The 18501-nt window shown below is 68.3% G+C and carries 20 protein-coding genes; 6 read left to right on the top strand and 14 right to left on the bottom strand.

The window, feature by feature from the left end:
• Positions 1-65: 65 nt before the first annotated feature.
• Complete coding sequence (locus tag ACTIE5_RS13570; RefSeq protein ID WP_439550236.1) at positions 66-1265, top strand: LLM class flavin-dependent oxidoreductase; 1200 nt, start codon at positions 66-68, stop codon at positions 1263-1265.
• A 135-nt stretch (positions 1266-1400) separates the two neighbouring features.
• On the opposite strand, the gene ACTIE5_RS13565 is transcribed toward ACTIE5_RS13570, so the two are convergent.
• Genes ACTIE5_RS13565 through ACTIE5_RS13525 form a run of 9 tightly spaced genes read right to left on the bottom strand, consistent with a single transcriptional unit; the run spans position 1401 to position 7448 of the window.
• The gene (locus tag ACTIE5_RS13565; protein WP_439550235.1) at positions 1401-1847 is read right to left on the bottom strand and encodes a bleomycin resistance protein; all 447 of its coding nucleotides are present in this window, start codon (positions 1845-1847) and stop codon (positions 1401-1403) included.
• The gene (locus ACTIE5_RS13560; RefSeq protein WP_439550234.1) at positions 1844-2401 is read right to left on the bottom strand and encodes a HupE/UreJ family protein; all 558 of its coding nucleotides are present in this window, start codon (positions 2399-2401) and stop codon (positions 1844-1846) included. The genes ACTIE5_RS13565 and ACTIE5_RS13560 overlap by 4 nt, the downstream gene beginning before the upstream one ends.
• Complete coding sequence (gene ureG, locus ACTIE5_RS13555) at positions 2401-3027, bottom strand: urease accessory protein UreG (protein WP_439550233.1); 627 nt, start codon at positions 3025-3027, stop codon at positions 2401-2403. The genes ACTIE5_RS13560 and ureG overlap by 1 nt, the downstream gene beginning before the upstream one ends.
• Complete coding sequence (locus tag ACTIE5_RS13550; protein WP_439550232.1) at positions 3024-3758, bottom strand: urease accessory protein UreF; 735 nt, start codon at positions 3756-3758, stop codon at positions 3024-3026. The genes ureG and ACTIE5_RS13550 overlap by 4 nt, the downstream gene beginning before the upstream one ends.
• Complete coding sequence (locus ACTIE5_RS13545; RefSeq protein ID WP_439550231.1) at positions 3703-4254, bottom strand: urease accessory protein UreE; 552 nt, start codon at positions 4252-4254, stop codon at positions 3703-3705. Before ACTIE5_RS13545 ends, ACTIE5_RS13550 begins: the two co-directional genes overlap by 56 nt.
• Before the next feature lie 9 nt (positions 4255-4263).
• The gene (ureC, locus tag ACTIE5_RS13540) at positions 4264-5976 is read right to left on the bottom strand and encodes an urease subunit alpha (RefSeq protein ID WP_439550230.1); all 1713 of its coding nucleotides are present in this window, start codon (positions 5974-5976) and stop codon (positions 4264-4266) included.
• Complete coding sequence (locus ACTIE5_RS13535; protein ID WP_439550229.1) at positions 5976-6281, bottom strand: urease subunit beta; 306 nt, start codon at positions 6279-6281, stop codon at positions 5976-5978. Before ACTIE5_RS13535 ends, ureC begins: the two co-directional genes overlap by 1 nt.
• Entirely contained in the window at positions 6278-6580 is a 303-nt protein-coding gene (locus tag ACTIE5_RS13530) for an urease subunit gamma (protein WP_216837806.1), read from the bottom strand. Before ACTIE5_RS13530 ends, ACTIE5_RS13535 begins: the two co-directional genes overlap by 4 nt.
• A 40-nt stretch (positions 6581-6620) precedes the next feature.
• Positions 6621-7448: an urease accessory protein UreD gene (locus tag ACTIE5_RS13525; protein WP_439550228.1), complete on the bottom strand. Its 828-nt coding sequence runs from the start codon at positions 7446-7448 to the stop codon at positions 6621-6623.
• 304 nt (positions 7449-7752) lie between these two features.
• On the opposite strand from ACTIE5_RS13525, the gene urtA reads away from it, so the two are divergent.
• Genes urtA through urtE form a run of 5 tightly spaced genes read left to right on the top strand, consistent with a single transcriptional unit; the run spans position 7753 to position 13130 of the window.
• Positions 7753-8997, top strand: a complete 1245-nt coding sequence (gene urtA, locus ACTIE5_RS13520) for an urea ABC transporter substrate-binding protein (protein WP_439550227.1) — start codon at positions 7753-7755, stop codon at positions 8995-8997.
• A gap of 43 nt (positions 8998-9040) precedes the next feature.
• Entirely contained in the window at positions 9041-10609 is a 1569-nt protein-coding gene (urtB, locus tag ACTIE5_RS13515) for an urea ABC transporter permease subunit UrtB (protein WP_439550226.1), read from the top strand.
• Positions 10606-11697, top strand: a complete 1092-nt coding sequence (gene urtC / locus ACTIE5_RS13510) for an urea ABC transporter permease subunit UrtC (protein WP_439550225.1) — start codon at positions 10606-10608, stop codon at positions 11695-11697. The genes urtB and urtC overlap by 4 nt, the downstream gene beginning before the upstream one ends.
• Complete coding sequence (gene urtD / locus ACTIE5_RS13505; RefSeq protein ID WP_439550224.1) at positions 11694-12434, top strand: urea ABC transporter ATP-binding protein UrtD; 741 nt, start codon at positions 11694-11696, stop codon at positions 12432-12434. Before urtC ends, urtD begins: the two co-directional genes overlap by 4 nt.
• 3 nt (positions 12435-12437) lie before the next feature.
• On the top strand, positions 12438-13130 hold the full coding sequence (gene urtE / locus ACTIE5_RS13500) for an urea ABC transporter ATP-binding subunit UrtE (protein ID WP_439550223.1): 693 nt from the start codon (positions 12438-12440) through the stop codon (positions 13128-13130).
• A gap of 98 nt (positions 13131-13228) precedes the next feature.
• Here urtE and ACTIE5_RS13495 read toward each other — a convergent pair whose 3' ends face one another.
• The 5 genes from ACTIE5_RS13495 to ACTIE5_RS13475 are packed head-to-tail and all read right to left on the bottom strand — an operon-like array spanning position 13229 to position 18442.
• The gene (locus ACTIE5_RS13495) at positions 13229-14608 is read right to left on the bottom strand and encodes an ABC transporter substrate-binding protein (protein ID WP_439550222.1); all 1380 of its coding nucleotides are present in this window, start codon (positions 14606-14608) and stop codon (positions 13229-13231) included.
• Entirely contained in the window at positions 14605-15564 is a 960-nt protein-coding gene (locus ACTIE5_RS13490) for a Bug family tripartite tricarboxylate transporter substrate binding protein (protein WP_439550221.1), read from the bottom strand. Before ACTIE5_RS13490 ends, ACTIE5_RS13495 begins: the two co-directional genes overlap by 4 nt.
• A gap of 33 nt (positions 15565-15597) precedes the next feature.
• Positions 15598-16914, bottom strand: coding sequence for a TRAP transporter large permease (locus ACTIE5_RS13485; protein ID WP_439550220.1), 1317 nt, complete (start codon positions 16912-16914; stop codon positions 15598-15600).
• Positions 16911-17405, bottom strand: coding sequence for a TRAP transporter small permease (locus ACTIE5_RS13480; protein WP_439550219.1), 495 nt, complete (start codon positions 17403-17405; stop codon positions 16911-16913). The genes ACTIE5_RS13485 and ACTIE5_RS13480 overlap by 4 nt, the downstream gene beginning before the upstream one ends.
• Entirely contained in the window at positions 17402-18442 is a 1041-nt protein-coding gene (locus ACTIE5_RS13475) for a TRAP transporter substrate-binding protein (RefSeq protein WP_439550218.1), read from the bottom strand. Before ACTIE5_RS13475 ends, ACTIE5_RS13480 begins: the two co-directional genes overlap by 4 nt.
• Positions 18443-18501: the final 59 nt, after the last annotated feature.

Below are 18501 nucleotides of genomic sequence, written 5' to 3'. Positions count from 1 at the left end.
GCCGCTTGGCATAGCCTCCGAACCGCCCCAAGCTTCCCCCAACACGCATTCGGGGAACGCTTCCAATGGCCAAGCGCGGCATGCAGTTCGGGATCTTCCTCGCCCCCTTCCACCGCCTGGGCGACAACCCCACCCTCGCCATCTCCCGCGACATCGAGATGCTCGAATGGCTCGACCGCCTCGGCTTCGACGAGGCCTGGATCGGCGAACACCACTCCGCGGGGTGGGAAACCATCGCCTCCCCCGAACTCATCATCGCCGCCGCCGCCGAACGCACGAAGACCATCCGCCTGGGCTCCGGCGTCACCTCCCTGCCCTACCACCACCCCTTCCTGGTCGCGCAGCGCTTCGTGCAACTGGACCACATGACCAGGGGCCGGGCGATGCTGGGCTGTGGGCCAGGTGCGCTGGTATCCGACGCCTACATGCTCGGCATCGACGCCACCACGCAGCGCCGCCGGATGGATGAGGCACTGGAAGCCATCATGGCCCTGCTGGCCTGCGACGGCCCCGTGACGCGCAAGACCGACTGGTTCGAGATGCAGGAGGCGCGCCTCCACCTCCGCCCCTACTCCGACCCGCATTTCCCCATCGCGGTGGCCAGCACCCTGACCCCCGCCGGCCCCGCCACCGCGGGCAAGCACGGCGTGGGCATCCTCTCGCTCGGCGCCGGCATGCCCGGCGGCCCCGCGGCCCTGCCCGGCCAGTGGAAGATCGCGGAGGAAGCGGCCGCGGCCGCCGGCAAGACCATCAGCCGCCGCGACTGGCGCCTGGTGATGAACGTCCATGTGGCGGAGACCGACGAACAGGCCCTGGCCGATGTCCGCGTCGGCGAACGCCTGGAAACCGCCACCTATTTCGAGGACGCGCTGGGCCGCCCGCCCGGCCGGTCCCAGGACCCGCTGACGGACGGCGTGAAGGCCGGCACCACCCTCGTCGGCTCCCCTGAAACCGTGGCGCGCGGGATCGAGAAGCTGGTCGAGGCCAGCGATGGCGGCTTCGGCGGCTTCATGTTCCGCGCCAATGACTGGGCGAACCGGGAGCAGACCTGGCGGAGCTACGAGCTGTTCGCCCGCTGGGTCATGCCCCGCTTCCAGCAATCGCTGGACACCGTCCGCGGCTCCTACGAATGGGCCGTCGCCAACCGCAAGACGATCTTCAGCCCGAATGTGGAGGCCCTGCGGAAAGCCTTCACCGACCATGGCAGCGCCGTGCCGGAGAGCTTCGACGCAAGGGCCTCCGGCGCGCGCGACCTGAAGGGGTAGCGATGGCCGGAAATCACTGGTGCCGGCATTGTGTTCCGTATATGTTCTGTTCATCAAGCGGCGAAACTGCGTCCTGAAGGGCCCATCCCCGGCCGCCGGGACACCGCGAAAACGGTGCTAAAAGTGCTAAAAGGGCTAAAGCCGCTGTATTCTTGAGGGGTGCTGCCGCAGCCCGAGCGATTCCTGGAACCGCAGCAGGTAGCCATCCGGGTCCTGGACGATGAACTGCCGCACGCCGGATTCATGGCCCCCGGCGCGGTACCACTTCTCCTCCGGCGCCAGGTAGAGCGGCCAGGAGGCAGCTTCGAGCGCCGCCAGCACCGGCGCGATGGCGGGGAGTTGGATCTGCAGGTTGATCCCCCGCCCGAAGGGGCGCTCCAGCGGGCCGGTGATCCAGCGCCGGCCAGGTCGGAAGGCTTCCTCCAGCATCACCTGCACCCCGTCGCGGTGCAGATAGGCGAAGCCTTCCTCCGGCCGGTCATAGGCGACCGCGAAGCCGCAAAGCCCGCCCCAGAAACGGAGGCTGGCCGGAAGCTCCGAGACCAGCAGCTCCGGGACGAGCTTCGCGTAGTCGAAGGTCACACCAGGATGGCCAGCACCATCGCCGCCGCCATGGCACCGCCCGCGATCCGCACCGGAACCGCGGAGAGCTTCATCGCGCCCAGCACACCAGCGCCATGCAGCGCGGCCGTCGCCAGCAGGAAGCCCGCCGAATAGCCCAGCGCGCCATTGCCGGCGGCCAGTTCCAGCCCATGGGCATTGCCATGCAGCAGCCCGAAGGCGGCCACGATCGGCAGCGCCAGGCCGAGCGACAGGCGCGCGGAGGAGGCCACCAAAGCGCCCAGGATGATGACGGAAGCGAGGATGCCGCCCTCCACCATCGGCAGCCCGATGCCTTCCATGCCGAGCACGCCACCCAGCGCCATGCCGCCCAGGAACAGCGCCGGCAGCGCCAGCACCGCACGGCCACCCATCAACCCGGCCCAGAGGCCGACAGCCACCATGGCAAGGATATGGTCCATGCCGCCCACGGGATGCATGAGGCCGGCGACGACGCCATGCACATGGTCCCCCGCGCCATGCGCGAAGGCCGGAACCGGCGCCAGCAGCGCCGCCAGGGTCAGGAAACGGCGCATCACGCTGCCTCCCCGCGCCGCGTCAGGCCGCCCGAGGCCAGGATGAAGGCTGCGATTTCTGCCACGCCTTTGTGCTCCTTGAGGTTGGTGAACATGAAGGGACGCACGCCGCGCATCTTCTTCGCGTCGCGGTCCATCACGCCGAGGTCTGCGCCGACGAGTGGCGCCAGGTCGATCTTGTTGATCACCAGCAGGTCGCTGCGGGTGATGCCGGGCCCGCCCTTGCGCGGGATCTTGTCGCCGGCGGAGACATCGATGACGTAGATCGTGAGGTCAGCGAGTTCCGGGCTGAAGGTGGCGGCCAGGTTGTCGCCGCCGCTTTCGATGAACAGCACCTCCAGCGTCGGATGCCGCGCCGACATCTCCGCCACCGCCGCCAGGTTGATGGAGGCATCCTCCCGGATCGCGGTGTGGGGGCAGCCGCCGGTCTCGACCCCCATGATGCGGTCGGCGTCCAGCGCGCCGCTCCGCGTCAGGAATTCGCTGTCTTCCTTGGTGTAGATGTCATTGGTGATGGCGGCGATGTCGTTGTGGTCGCGCATGTATTTGCACAGGCGATCCACCAGCGCCGTCTTGCCGGAACCGACGGGGCCGCCGATGCCGACGCGGAAGGGTCCGTTACTCATGAGCGGAAGAGCCTCGTGTATTGCGTCTCATGACGCAGGGAGAAAAGGTCGATGGCGAAGGCCGCGGCGCCGAGATCGTCGGCATCCCGCACGGCCAGCGCTGCTTCTGTCGCGCGCAGCACGATGGGCAGCAGCGCGGCGGTGGCAACCTGCCCATCGGTCTGCCCCAGCGGCACCACACGCACGCCGGCGGAAACGATGTTGCTGGCAAAACCCGTGAGCCAGCCGAAGACGGCGTCGCGCAGCTGAATGCCGTGGAAGGCAGCCGCCGCGCCGAAGGCGACCGCATGCGTCAGCCGACCAGGGTGCCTCGCGGCAAAGCCAGCGAAGCGCTGTTCCGGCCAGGCGGCGTTGGTGGCCAGCGCGAAGGCCTGGCCGGGCTGCGTCGCCTCCAGCGCCAGTTCCGCCGTGCCGCGCCAGCACGCGCCAAGTTCAGTGATCTCATCGAGCATCTTGTCATCGCCCGCCTCCGCCGCCCGCCAGGCCAGCGCCAGCAGCCCGCCATCCACGGCACCCGCACCGTGCAGCAGCGCGGCCTCGACATAGGCGACGAGGTCCACGCGCTTCGTCACCGCCCCATCCTCCACCGCCATCTCCAGCCCATGGCTGTAGGAGAAGGCGCCGATCGGATAGGCCGGCGACAGCCAGGCGAGGAGCCGCGCGAGGGCGGCGGGGTCAGTGGCCGTGGTGATGGCAGTCGGGCCCATGTTCGTGGTCGTGCCCATGGTCATCGCCGTGTTCATGGCCATGCCCATGCGGATGCGCCGGCAGGCGGTTGTGTTCGCCATAGGCCCCGCCTTCGGGGTTGAAGGGCGCCCGCACCTTCCGCAGCGTGGCGCCGAGGCCTTCCAGCATGCGGATGATGACGTGGTCGTGCCGGATCAGGATGGTGTCGCCCGCCAGCTGCGTCGGCAGATGCCGGTTGCCGAGGTGCCAGGCGAGCCGCAGCAGCAGCGCCGGTGTCGGTGCCGTGACCTCGACCAGGTCCTCCGCCGCCGCCTTCACGCGGATGAAGCCGCCATGTTCGAGTTCGAGCCCATCGCCATCCCGCATGACGGTGGCTTCCGCCAGGTCCAGCAGGAAGGACCCGCCGCGTTCCGTCAGGTACATCTTCCGGCGGCGGTAGCGGTCGTCGAAGTCGACATGGACGGTGTCGCGCTGCTCGGCTTCCGGCCAGGTGCCGGCGGCATGGACGGCAAGCGCGCGGGGTGGCGTGGTATTCGGCATCAGGCTCTCTCAGAACAGGAAGTAGCGCTGCGCCATGGGCAGCACGGTGGCGGGTTCGCAGACCAGCAATTCGCCGTCGGCACGGACCTCATAGGTTTCCGAATCGACCTCGATCCTCGGCAGGTGGCTGTTCAGCACCATGTCCTTCTTGCTGATGCCGCCTCGGGTATTCACCACCGGCAGCAGCTTGCGGGCCAGGCCGTAGCGCGCCGCGATTCCGGCCCCGATGGAGGCGCCGGACACGAAGGTGACGGCGGACAGCGTGTTGGCCCGCCCATAGCTGCCGAACATCGGCCGGTAATGGATGGGCTGCGGCGTCGGGATGGAGGCGTTGGGATCGCCCATCGGCGCCATCGCGATCGTGCCGCATTTCAGCACATAGTCCGGCTTCACGCCGAAGAAGGCCGGCGACCACAGGACGAGGTCCGCGAGCTTGCCGACCTCGATGCTGCCGACATGCGTGGCCACGCCCTGCGCGATGGCGGGGTTGATCGTGTATTTGGCGATGTAGCGGCGGACGCGAAGATTGTCGTTGTCGCCCGTCTCGCCCACCAGCCGTCCACGCTGCGCCTTCATCTTGTGCGCGGTCTGCCAGGTGCGGATGATCACCTCCCCCACCCGCCCCATCGCCTGGCTGTCGGACGACATCATGGAGATGGCGCCGAGGTCGTGCAGGATGTCCTCCGCCGCGATCGTCTCCTTGCGGATGCGGCTCTCCGCGAAGGCCACGTCCTCCGGGATACGCGGGTCGAGGTGATGGCACACCATGAGCATGTCGAGATGCTCATCCACGGTATTGCGCGTGTAGGGCATCGTCGGATTGGTAGAGGACGGAAGAAAATTCGGGTGGCCGATCACCTTGAGGATGTCAGGCGCGTGCCCGCCGCCGGCACCTTCCGTGTGAAAGGCCTGGATGGTGCGGCCGCCGATGGCGGCGATGGTATCCTCCACGAAGCCGCTTTCGTTCAGCGTATCCGTGTGGATGGCGACCTGGATGTCGTACTGGTCCGCGATGCGGAGGCAGGTATCGATTGCCTTCGGCGTCGTGCCCCAATCCTCATGCAGCTTGAAGCCAGCCGCGCCGGCGAGCACCTGCTCCTCCAGCCCCGCGGGGAGGGAGACGTTGCCCTTGCCGAGGAAGCCGAGATTCATCGGGAAGGCTTCCGCGGCCTGCAGCATCCGCTCCATGTGCCAGGGGCCGGGTGTCACGGTGGTGGCCAGCGTGCCATGGGCGGGGCCGGTGCCGCCGCCGAACATGGTGGTGACGCCGGAGACCAGCGCCTCCTCGATCTGCTGCGGGCAGATGAAGTGGATATGCGGGTCGATGCCGCCCGCGGTCAGGATGCGGCCCTCGCCCGCCAGGACTTCGGTCCCCGGGCCGATGATGATGGTGACACCGGGCTGCGTATCCGGGTTGCCCGCCTTGCCGATGCTGTGGATCAGCCCGTCCTTGAGCCCCACATCGGCCTTGTAGATGCCGGTGTGGTCAACGATCAGCGCGTTGGTGATGACGGTATCGACGGCGCCCTGGGCGCGCGTGACCTGGGATTGCCCCATGCCGTCGCGGATCACCTTGCCGCCGCCGAACTTCACTTCCTCGCCATAGATCGTCAGGTCGCGCTCGACCTCGATGACAAGATCCGTATCGGCGAGGCGAAGGCGGTCGCCCGTGGTCGGGCCATACATGCCGGCATAGGCGCGGCGGGACAGTCTCGCGGCCATCAGAGCTTGCCCTCCGTCTCACCGCGGAACCCGTGCACGATGCGCGCGCCGCTGTAGGGCACCAGCGTCACGCTACGCGACTGCCCCGGTTCGAATCGCACCGCCGTGCCGGCGGGGATGTCGAGCCGCTGGCCGCGCGCGGCGGCGCGGTCGAAGCGCAGCGCGGGGTTGGTTTCCGCGAAATGGTAGTGGCTGCCGACCTGGATCGGGCGGTCGCCGGTGTTGGCGACCTCGATCTCGGTCACGGGGCGGCCGACATTGAGTTCGATCTCGCCCTCGGCGGGGAAGAGTTCGCCGGGGATCATCGAATCGGCTCGTGCACGGTGACGAGCTTGGTGCCGTCCGGGAAGGTCGCCTCCACCTGGATCTCATGGATCATCTCGGCAATGCCCTCCATCACCTGGTCGCGCGTCACGACGGTGGCGCCATCGCGCATCAATTCGGCGACGCTGCGGCCATCCCGCGCGCCTTCGACGACGTAGTCGGTGATCAGGGCCACCGCCTCGGGGTGGTTGAGCTTCACGCCGCGTTCCAGGCGCCGTCGCGCCACGGTGGCGGCCATGGCCACCAGCAGCTTGTCCTTCTCACGCGGCGTCAGGTTCATGCGTCACCTCTCATTCGCGCCTAGCATGGCGCAGGCGGGATCATGTGCGCCACAATCTTGGCAGCCGGGGCGGCAGGGATAGCGCGGCCTGGCGCAGCGCCACCAGGGCACGGGCGACACCCGCGCGTACCGCGCCGGCCTCCCCCATCCAGCGCGCCAGCAGCAGGCCGGGGGCGACCACGCCGGCGCGTCCATCGGTCAGGTCGCGCAGCAGGTCGCGGTGGGAAGCGGCCTCCGGCGCGGCCAGCAGCAACGTGGCGACCGCGCCGGCGCCATCCAGCACGAAGGGCGATGCGGCGGCGCCGGGATCAGCCAGCCGGAAGGCATCGGCCCAGAGCAGCCGGCCGTCGCGGCGGATGCGCCAGCGATCATGCACCGCGCCCTGGGTGAAGCGTTCGCCGCGGGCCGCGCGGCCCAGCACCAGCATCTCCGCCGCCAGCAGCGTGGCGTCGCCGGCGATGTCCACGCCCATGCGGCGCGTCAGCCTGGCGCCGTCGAAGACGATCGTCTCCTGCGGCAGCCATTCGCAGACGCTGCCTGCTTCCAGCCGCAGCGTCGAGGCAATTTCCGTCTCCGGTCCCAGCGTGCGGTAGATCTTTTCCGCGGCCGGCGTCGTCGCCGTGAAGCGTGCGCGCGGGCCGAGGGTGATCGCGACCTCCAGCGAATCGCCACCGGCGAGGCCGCCCGCGACATTCACCAGCGCCGCCTGTTTCGGCTCCGCCGGATCGCTGTCCGGGAACAGGATGCGCAGCGGCGATGACTGGTAGAGATGGGCGATGCGCGCCCCCCCGGGCGCGGCAACCAGGCCAAGTTCGGCGCGCCCGCGGGAGCGCTGGTGGGAAGGCGCCGGCGGCGCGTCTGTCAGCATCGCCCACAAGGTTGCACGGGCTGGCGGCCCTGCAAACAGGGACGCGCGGCGGCAAGGTGGAAACGTGTCCGCACTGACACCTTGCACAGATCCGCAGCGCCGAAACCGGCCCCCGGGCAATGATCGCCCGCTTCTTGGGCGATGGGCGAGGATGCCGAAACGCGAAAGCGAGGATTGCCATGGCCCGATCGTATGCAGGCGCTCTGGCACGCATCTCGCAACTGCGATCGCGGGGCGGAAGCTGGGGGACCACAGAGGTCCATCGCGGTCCGCCACGACCCGCTGCCTGAGGAGGCCCCGTTCCATGAACCATCGCATGCCGATCACCCGGCGCGCCGCGCTTGCCACCTTCGGCGCCGCCATCGCGGCACCGTCCATCCGCCCGTCCTTCGCCCAGGCCGCGCCGATCCGCGTCGGCGTGCTGCACTCCCTCTCCGGCACCATGGCGATCAGCGAGACCGCGCTGCGCGACACCGTGCTGATGATGGTGGAAGCGCAGAACGCCCGCGGCGGCATCCTCGGCCGGCGGCTCGAGGCGGTGGTGGTGGACCCCGCTTCCAACTGGCCGCTCTTTGCCGAGAAGGCACGTGAGCTTCTCGCCGTCTCCCGCGTCGATGTCACCTTCGGCTGCTGGACCTCGGTGTCCCGCAAATCCGTGCTGCCGGTGTTCGAGGAGCTGAACGGCCTGCTGTTCTATCCCGTCCAGTATGAGGGCGAGGAGGAAAGCCGCAACATCTTCTACACCGGCGCCGCGCCGAACCAGCAGGCGATCCCGGCGGTGGAATACCTGATGTCGGCCGATGGCGGTTCCGCCCGCCGCATCGCGCTGCTGGGCACGGACTATGTCTATCCGCGCACGACCAACCGCATCCTGCGCGCCTTCCTGAATTCGAAGGGCATCCCCGATGCCGACATCATGGAGGAATACACCCCCTTCGGTCACAGCGACTGGCAGGGCATCGTCAGCCGCGTGAAGCGCTTCGCGGGCGAGGGCAAGAAAACCGCCATCGTCTCCACCATCAACGGCGACGCGAACGTGCCTTTCTACCGCGAGCTCGGCAACCAGGGCATCAAGGCGGAAGACATCCCCTCCGTCGCCTTCTCGGTCGGTGAGGAGGAACTGGCGGGCATCGACACGCGCCCGCTGGTCGGCCACCTGGCGGCGTGGAACTACTTCATGTCCGTCGACAGCCCCGCCAACACGGCGTTCAAGACGATGTGGCAGAACTACATCCGCAACCCGCGCCGCGTGACCAACGACCCGATGGAAGCGACGCTGGTCGGCTTCCAGATGTGGGCCCAGGCCGTGGCGCAGGCCGGCACGACGAATGTCGATGCCGTGCGGACCGCGATGTACGGCCAGAAGGTGGACGCGCCCAGCGGCTACACGCTGGAGATGCACCGCAACCACCATTTGTCCAAGCCCGTCATGATCGGTGAAGTGCAGGCGGACGGCCAGTTCAACATCGTGTGGAAGACGCCGGGCCCGATCGTCGCCGAGAACTGGAGCCCCTTCATCCCCGAGAACGCGAACCGTCGCCGCGGCTGAGCAGGAAACGGGGGCAGCCTTCGGGCTGCCCCCATACCCCCTCATGAAGCACACGCTCCTCGCCTTCCTGCTGCTGCTCGCCGCCGCGCTGCCGGCACGGGCGCAGGATGCCTTCGTGGCCGCCCTGCCCGGGCTGGCCGGCAATTTCAATGCGCAGGCGGAGGCAGTGGATCGCCTGGGCGCCCTGGCCGACCCCCGCGCGATTCCCGTGCTGCGCGCCCTGTCGGATGGCCGGCTGCTGAAGCGCGCCGACAATTCGCTGGTGATCCGCGAAGGCGGCACCACGACCGATGCACTGACCGGCGCCGCGACCGATGCCGTGGGAACCGAAGTCCTGCGCATCAACAACCGCGTCCGCGTGGCGCTGCGCGGCGCGCTGGGCCGCCTGCAACTCGTCTCCCCCGATCCGGCGGAGCGCCTGGCGGCGGCCGAGGCCGTGTTCCGCAGCCGCAGCGCGGAGAATGTGCCCCTGCTGGATGCCGCGCTGGCGCGGGAGACCGTGCCCCGCATCCGCGACCGCATGGCGATCGCGCTGGCCGCATCCCGCCTGCTGGCGAGCGACCCGGCGGCGAAACTGCTGGGCGTGGAGGCGCTAGGCGCCACCTCCTCCCCAGAAGCGCGATCCGTCCTGCTGGAGGCGCGCGCCGGCAACCCTGACATCCTGCCGCAGATCGAGGCCGCGGTCGCCGCCATCGACCGCCGCCTGGCCGTGCGCCGCGCGGCGGAGACGTTCTTCCAGGGCCTGTCGCTCGGCTCCGTCCTGTTGCTGGCGGCACTCGGGCTCGCCGTCACCTTCGGCGTGATGGGCGTGATCAACATGGCGCATGGCGAATTCGTCATGCTCGGCGCCTACACGACCTTCATCGTGCAGGAGGCCTGCCGCGGCATCCCATGGCTGCTGCCCTGGTCGCTGCCTCTGTCCGTCCCCGCCGCCTTCCTGGTGGCCGCGGCCTGCGGCGCGCTGATGGAGCGCGGGCTGATACGGCACCTCTATGGAAGGCCGCTGGAGACGCTGCTGATGACCTTCGGCGTCGGCATGATGATCCAGCAAACGGTGCGGCTCGTCTTCGGGGCGCAGAACCGGGAAGTGCTGAGCCCGCCCTGGATGCAGGGCACGCTGATGCTGCCCTTCGACATTCCGGTGACGCAGAACCGCCTGTGGATCCTCGCCTTCTCGCTGGTCGTCCTGGCGCTGACCGTGGCCGCCATCCGCTTCACCCGCTTCGGGCTGGAGATGCGGGCCGTGACGCAGAAGCGGGCCATCGCGGCATCCATGGGCATCCGCACGGGGCGCGTCGATGCCCTGACCTTCGCCTTCGGCTCCGGCATCGCCGGCATCGCCGGCGTGGCGCTCAGCCAGATCGACAATGTCTCCCCCAACCTAGGCACCGGCTACATCATCGACAGCTTCCTGGTGGTGGTCTTCGGCGGCGTGGGATCGCTCGCGGGCACGCTGGTCGGCGCCTTCGGATTGGGCCTCGTCAACAAGGTGCTGGAGCCCTGGGCCGGCGCGGTGCTCGCGAAGGTCTTTGTGCTGATCGCGGCGATGATCTTCATCCAGCGGCGGCCGCGCGGGCTGTTCGCGCAGAAGGGACGGGCGGCGGAAGCATGAGCGCGACTGCCTCCCCCCTTCCCGTGTCGCGCGCCAGGCTCGGCCTGCGCGCCGGGCTGCTGGTGGCGCTACTGCTGCTGGCGGCCATGCCGGTGCTGAACCAGCTGCCGGTGGCGCATCCGCTCCACGTCTCTGACTTCCTTGTCAGCATCACGGGCAAGTGGATCTGCTACGCCATCCTCGCGCTGTCGCTCGACCTGGCATGGGGGTATGCGGGCATCCTGTCCCTCGGCCACGGGGCGTTCTTCGCGCTCGGCGGCTATGCCATGGGCATGCACCTCATGCGCCTGATCGGGCCGAGGGGCGTCTATGGCCATCCCGTGCTGCCGGATTTCATGGTGTTCCTGGGCTATCAGGAATTGCCCTGGTACTGGCTCGGCTTCGACAATTTCGCCTTCGCCATGCTGATGGTGGTGCTGGTGCCGGGCGTGCTGGCGCTGGTGCTGGGGTGGCTGGCCTTCCGCAGCCGCATAACCGGCGTCTATCTCTCCATCATCACCCAGGCGATGACCTACGCGCTGATGCTGGCCTTCTTCCGTAACGACATGGGCTTCGGCGGCAATAACGGCTTCACCGACTTCAAGGAACTGCTTGGCCAGCCGCTGAACACCGACACGGCACGAGCCGGGCTGTTCTATGCGTCGCTGATATCACTCGCGGCTGCCTTCCTGATCTGCTCCCGCATCACGCGCAGCAAATACGGCCGCGTGCTGACCGCGATCCGGGATGGCGAGAACCGCGTCCGCTTCCTCGGCTACAACACCACGCACCACAAGCTCTTCGCCTTCGTGCTCTCCGCCATGCTCGCGGGCGTGGCGGGCGCGCTTTATGTGCCGCAGGTCGGCATCATCAATCCCGGCGAATTCAGCCCCGCCAATTCGATCGAGGCCGTGATCTGGGTGGCGGTCGGCGGGCGCGGCACGCTGGTCGGCGCGATCCTCGGCGCCTTCACAGTGAACGGGTTGAAGACCTGGCTGACCAGCGCGGCGCCGGACCTCTGGCTGTTCGTCCTCGGCGGCCTGTTTGTTCTTGTCACGCTGTTCCTGCCGAAGGGGCTGATCGGCCTGCTGAAGGGGCGCGACGCATGAAGGAGGGACGCAGGCTCTACCTCGATGGCGTCTCCGTCGTTTTCGACGGCTTCCGGGCGCTGAACAACCTGTCGCTGATTGTCGAACCCGGGGAGTTGCGGTCGGTCATCGGACCCAACGGCGCCGGCAAGACGACGATGATGGACGTCATCACCGGCAAGACGCGGCCGACCACCGGCACCATCAATTTCGGCGATGTCGACCTCACCAGGCTGGACGAGGCTGCCATCGCCAATCTCGGCATCGGCCGCAAGTTCCAGAAGCCCACGGTCTTCGATGCGCTGACCGTGTTCGAGAACATGGAACTCGCCCTCAAGGCCCCGCGCGGGCCGCTGGCCTGCCTGCGCTGGGCGCTGACCGGTGAGGCGAAGACCCGCATCGACTCGACGCTGGAAGAAACCGGCCTGCTCGATCGCGCGCAGGACCTGGCGGGCATCCTCAGCCACGGGCAACGCCAATGGCTGGAGATCGGGATGCTGCTGATGCAGGACCCGGAACTGCTGCTGGTGGATGAACCCGTCGCCGGCATGACGGATGCCGAAACCGAGCACACCGCCGCCCTGCTGGTCCGCATCGCTGGCAAGCGCAGCGTGGTGGTGGTGGAGCATGACCTGGAATTCGTCCGCGCCCTCGGCCGCCGCGTGACGGTGCTGCATGAGGGCACGGTGCTGTCCGAAGGCTCCATCGACCATGTGCAGAACGACCAGCGCGTCATCGAAGTCTATCTGGGGCGCTGAGCGATGCTGAACGTGGCCTCGATCGATCTCTCCTACGGCGCCAGTCTCTGCCTGCGCGGCGTGTCGCTGGTCGCGGAACCCGGCAAAGTGACGGCGGTACTGGGGCGCAACGGCGTCGGCAAATCATCCCTGCTGCGCGCCATCATGGGGCTGGAGAAGGTGCGCGCGGGCAGCATCACCTGGGAAGGGCGGGATGTAACGCGCCTCGGCCCCGCGGAACGCGCGCGCGCCGGCATCGGCTATGTGCCGCAGGGGCGGGAGATCTTCCCCTTCCTCACGGTGCAGGAGAACCTGGAGACGGCGCTGGCCGCGGCGCCGCGCGGATCGACCGTGAGTTCGGAGATCTTCGACCTCTTCCCCATCCTGCGGCAGTTCCTGCGGCGGCGCGGCGGTGATCTTTCCGGCGGCCAGCAGCAGCAACTCGCGATCGGCCGCGCGCTCTGCGCCCGGCCGCGCCTGCTGATCCTGGATGAGCCGACGGAGGGCATCCAGCCCTCCGTCATCAAGGACATCGCCCGCGTCATCCACCACCTCGCGCGCGACCGCGGCATGGCGGTGATCCTGGTGGAGCAGTACTACGATTTCGCGCGTGAACTCGCCGACAGCATCGCCGTGATGGTGCGCGGCGAGGTGGCGCTTGCCGGCCCCGCGGGTTCGCTCGATGAAGCCGCGGTGCGGAAACTGCTGACGGTCTAGAGCATGCTGCGTTCGCTTGAACGCAGCTCGTGCTCTAGAAGTCATTGAATCTAGAGCAAGAAATGCGTTCAGATGATTCCATCTGAACGCATATTGCTCTAGGCGATGCCCAGCACGCCCTTGCCATCCAGCGTGATGCCGCCGAGGTCCTTGCGATGGGCGAAGACCTCGATGGGATGGAACAGGTAGAGCCAGGGCGGGTTGGCCTGCAGCCGGGACAGGCAGTGCCCATAGGCTGCCTCCCTGTCCGGCTCGGTCACGGCGTGGTTGGCGGCGGTGATCATCGCCTCCAGCGCCTGGTCGTCATGCCCCTGCCACCAGATGCCCTTCACGGCGGAGGACACCTTGTCGTTCAGCACGCGATAGGTGCTGTGGGGCGTGGAATCGAAGATGGCCATGTCGCCCATCTCCTTCCGCCCGACCTCGCGCGCGAATTCGGGGCGGTCCTTCTGGACCTCGATCCGGGTCGGCAGGCCGATGGCGGCAAGGTCGGCGGCGACGCGTTCGCTGATCTCCCGCGCCTTTTCCGGCATGTGCTCCGGCGTGCGGATCAGCAGTGGCGAGGATGGCACGGCGCCATCAAGTAGGCGGCGGGCGGCATCCCGATCATGCGGGATGGGCGATAGCGCCGCCGCCTTCATGCCGAGATGCAGCGGGCTGACGATGGTGGAGGAACGCTGGCCGAGGCCGTGGAACAGCCCATCGATGATGGCCTGCGAATCCACCGCCATGTTGACGGCGCGCCTTGCGGCTTCGCTGGTGAAGAAGCCCTGGGCGCAGTTGAGGTAGTACATGACGGAGAGTGTGTTCAGCGCGCGGCCCCAGGCGAGGTCGTCGCTGAAATCCGGCGCCGCGTGCATCCGTTCGACGTTCATCGCCGCATCCGCGCTGCCGTCGCGGAGCGCGCGGAGGCGATCATCGGCATCCGGAATCGCGGTGAAGGCGATGCGGTCCGCCGGCGCCGCCACCCGTTCAAGCAGCGCATCCCGTTCCGGCATATGGTCCAGCACGCGCCAGGGGCCGGTGCCGAGCAGCGGACGGCCATCCGGCGTCAGGCGGCAGAGATAGAATTCCGTGAAGATGTCGAGGATATCGGCAAAGGGCGTCGGGTTCTCCACCGCCACCACGTCGCTGCCCTCGGCCGTGATTCTGGCCTGCGCGAGATAGCGCGAATAGGCCCATTTCATGCCGAACATGTCGAGCGAGTTGCAGATCTGGCCGATGAACTCGACAACATCCTCGGCAACGCAGGGCTTGCCATCATGGAAGCGCGCGCCGGGGCGGATGGTGAAGCGCCAGCGCCGCGCCGTGCCGTCATGCGCCCAGGTGCCGAACAGCCCCGGGCGCAGCACAACGTCATCCCAGCGGATCAGCGGCTCCAGCACCAAATTCTTCAGGGTGAGGACGCTGGTATCGTCCGTCACCTGGCGCGGCGGCGTGAAGCGGCACTTCTCCGCCGCGATGCGCAGCAAGGTCATTGCGGCTCGATCGTGCGCAGGATCGGGGCCCAGGTCGCTTCCTGCGCCCGCATGAAGGCCAGGTGGTCCGCCGCCGAACTCGGCGTGACATCGACGCCCAGGCGTTCGAAGGCCGCGCGGTTGGTGGCATCGGCGAAGACGGCGTCGAAGGCCTGGCGCAGCCGCGCCACGACGGGATCGGGCACGCCCTTCGGGGCGAAGAGACCCATCCAGCTCAGCACCAGGTAGTCGGGCAGGCCGGCTTCCGCGATGGTCGGCAATTCCGGCAGCGCCGCAGCCCGGGCACCCCCGGTGGTCGCGATGCCGCGCCAATGGCCGGCGCGGATGGGCTCGATGGAGGTGGCGATGGTGTTGAACATCAGCTGCACGGCGCCGTTCGTCAGGTCCGCCCGCGCCAGCGCGTCCCCACGGTAGGGGACGTGGACCATCTGCGTCCCCGTCATCTTCATGAACATCTCGCCGGACAGGTGGATGGAGCCGCCCGCGCCGGCGGAGGCGAAGTTGAGCCGGCCGGGATTGGCACGGGCATAGGCAATGAATTCCGGCACCGTGCGCACGGGCAGGGAGGGATGGACGACAAGGACATTGACGCTGGAGAACATCATGCCCAGCGGCTCAAGGTCGCGTTCCCACTGATAGGGCGTGTCGCGGATCAGGTAGCGCGTGTTGATGATGTTGGGGCCGCCGGTCAGCAGCGTGTAGCCATCCGCCGGCGCCTTGGCGACGGCATCGGTGCCGAGGTTGCCGCCCGCGCCGGGACGGTTGTCCACGATCACGCGCTGGCCGAGCTGCGCGGCCATCGCGTCGCCGAAGGCGCGGGTCTGGCTGTCCGATCCACCACCCGGCGGGAAGGGCACGACGATCCGCACGGGACGGTTCGGATAGGGCTGCGCCACGGCTGCCATGGGCAGCAGCAGCGCGGCCGCGAGGAGGGCACTGGTGAAGGCTCTGCGCATGGCGTTCTTGTCCCTGTTCTTGCCTGAGTGTTGTTACCAGAGTCCGGGCAGCCAGAGCGAGAGGGCCGGCAGCAGCGCCAGGACCGCGATCCGGATGCCATCGGAGATCACGAAGCCCATCACGCCGCGATAGGTCTCCCCCATCGGGACATCCTTCGCCATGGCGTTGATGACGAAGAGGTTCATGCCGAAGGGCGGCGATATCATGCCGACTTCCACGCTCATCAGCACCAGGATGCCGAACCAGACGAGGGTCTGCGTCCGGTCCAGGCCGAAATCGAGGCCGAGCATGAGGGGCACGAAGATGGGCAACGTCAGCAGCACCATCGCCATGCTTTCCATGAAGCAGCCGAGGATGAAGTAGACGATGAGGATCGCGAAGAGGATCACCGTCGGCGGGACCGGCAGGCCCGCGACGAAGGACGACAGCTCCGACGGCAGGTGCGACAGGGCGAGGCCCGCGCTGAACAGTTCCGCGCCGAGCAGCACGATGAAGATGAGGCCGGTGGTTTCCGCGGTGGATAGCAGGCTTTCCTTCAGCCCCTGCCAGCGCATGCCGCCGAGCAGGACGGCGAGGATGCAGGTAGCGGCGGCGCCGATGGCCGCCCCTTCCGTCGCGCTGAACCAGCCATCATAGATGCCGGTGACGACGATCAGGAAGACCAGCACCACCGGCCAGACCTCGCCGGTAGCGCGCAGGCGTTCGCCGAAGGGCAGGCGCGCCGCCGGGGGCGCTGCCTCCGGATGCATCCGCGTGTAGATGTTCACCACCAGCATGTAGCCCGCCGTGGCGATCAGCCCCGGGATGACCGCCGCGATGAAGAGCTGGCCGATGCTCATCTCCGTGTAGATCGCGTAGATCACGAGGATGACGCTGGGCGGGATGAGGATGCCGAGCGTGCCGCCCGCGGCCAGCGTGCCAGTGGCGAGCGCCGGCGAATAGCCATGGCGCCGCATCTCCGGCAGCGCGACCTGGGACATGGTGGCGGCGGTGGCGAGGGAGGAGCCGCAGATGGCGCCGAAAGCCGCGCAGCCTCCGATGCTGGCCACGGCGAGCCCGCCCCGCCAATGCCCCATCCAGGCGCGCGCGCAGCGGAACAGCGCGCGGTTCATGCCGCCCTTGGTGGCGAAATCCCCCATCAACAGGAACAGCGGGATAACGGAAAGCGTGTAGGAGGAGAAGCGGCTGAAGGTCATGGTGTTGAGCGTGGCGAACAGTCGATCCCAGCCGGATATGCCGGCATAGCCCAGACCGCCGACCAGCAGCATCGCGACGCCGACCGGCATGCGCAGGCCGATGAGGAGCAGCGCGCCGCCGAACATGAGCAGCCCGATGGTGAGGTTGCTCATGCCGGCCGCCGCATCCGCACGAAGCTCTCCAGCGCCACGAACGCGGCGCAGAGGCTCCATGCCGCCATGCCGATGGCCGCCGCGGCATAGCCCCACCAGAAGGGCAGCTGCAGAAACATGGATTCGCGTTCGCGGTCCCACTGGTTGTAGCCGCCGATCGCCAGCCTCCAGGCCAGGACGGCCACGACCAGCGCCGCCACCGCCCGCATCACGGCATCCAGCCCCGCGATGCCGCGCTTCGGCAGCCTCTGCGTGAAGAAATCCACCAGCACATGGGCGCCCTTCATCTCGCAGATCGGCATGCAGAAGACGACCGCGACGCCGAGGGCGAGTTCCACGATTTCACTGTCGCCGAGGATCGGGCGCCCGAAGGCACCGCGCAGGACGGACGCGCTGGTGACGCAGACCGCCAGCAGCAGAAGCCCACCGCCGGCGAGTGCGAGAAGGGTCGCGAGCCGCGTCAGCGCCTCGCGCGCCGAGGCCAGGGTCACGCGCGGCCGTGGCGCGCGGTGATGGCCAGGATGTCGTCGAACATGGCGCGGCCGTTGCGGCCACGCCGGTTCATCTCCGCGATCCAAGCGTCATAGGCGGGCGCGACGGCCGCCTGCCAGCGCGCCTTCTCCTGCGGCCCGATGGCGATGATCTCGTTCCCCGCCGCGATGGTGGCATCGACGGCGGGCTTGGTCTGGCTGTCCCAGATCGCGCCACGATCGGCGGCCAGCGCCGGGCCTGAATTGGCATCGATCACCGCCTTGAGGTCCGGCGGCAGCCGGTTGTAGCTGCGGCCGTTCATCAGCGTCAGGATCATGCCCTGGAACAGGCCGACGCCGGGCGGTTCGCTGTGGAACTTCGCGACCTCATAAAGGCGGAAGGGATGGGTGATCGCCCAGTTGATGAGGAAGCCATCCACCTGGCTGCGCGCCGTCGCCTCATAAACCCCGCCCAGCGGGATGCCGACCGGCGTGGCACCCAGGGCCGTGACGGCTTCCCCGATGAAGCGGCCGGCGACGCGGAGCTTGAGGCCGCGGAAATCCTCCAGCGTGCGGATCGGCTTGCGAGAAGTGTGGATCAGCGCACGGTCCGTGGAGTGGACGGCGATGATCTTGATGCCGCGGTATTCGGTATCCGCGAGGTGCTTGGCGATGAACTCCATCGCGGCCGGGCTTTCGGTGGCGCTGAGGCCCGTATTCAGGAAGGGCAGCTCAAGGCCCTCCGTCCCCATGAAGCGGCCCGGTGTGAATCCCGGCACGGTCCAGATGATATCGACGACGCCATCTTCCAGCTGCTGCACCAGGTCCCGCGGCTGACCGCCGAGTTGCATGGCCGGGAAGACATCGATCTTGATGCGGCCGTTGGATTCCCGCGCCACCTTCTCCGCCCAGGGGTCGAGATGCATGGTGTGGTCAAGCGCCGTCGGCGAGGAGAAGGAGTGCAGGCGGAAGGTGAACTGCGCCGCCTGCGCGCGCAGGGTTGCCGGAGCCGCCAGGCCGATCGCCAGGCCAGCGCCCATCAGATCACGTCGCTTCATCGGTGATGCTCCCAGCGGGCTGTCGATGTCGGTCCGACGCGGGCGAACCCTGCGCCCGG

Origin of the sequence: Falsiroseomonas sp. (assembly GCF_051859025.1) — a bacterium.
Lineage (GTDB): Bacteria > Pseudomonadota > Alphaproteobacteria > Acetobacterales > Acetobacteraceae > Falsiroseomonas.
Note: the sequence above shows the minus strand (reverse complement) of the source record. Positions and strands in the feature narration are given on the sequence as shown.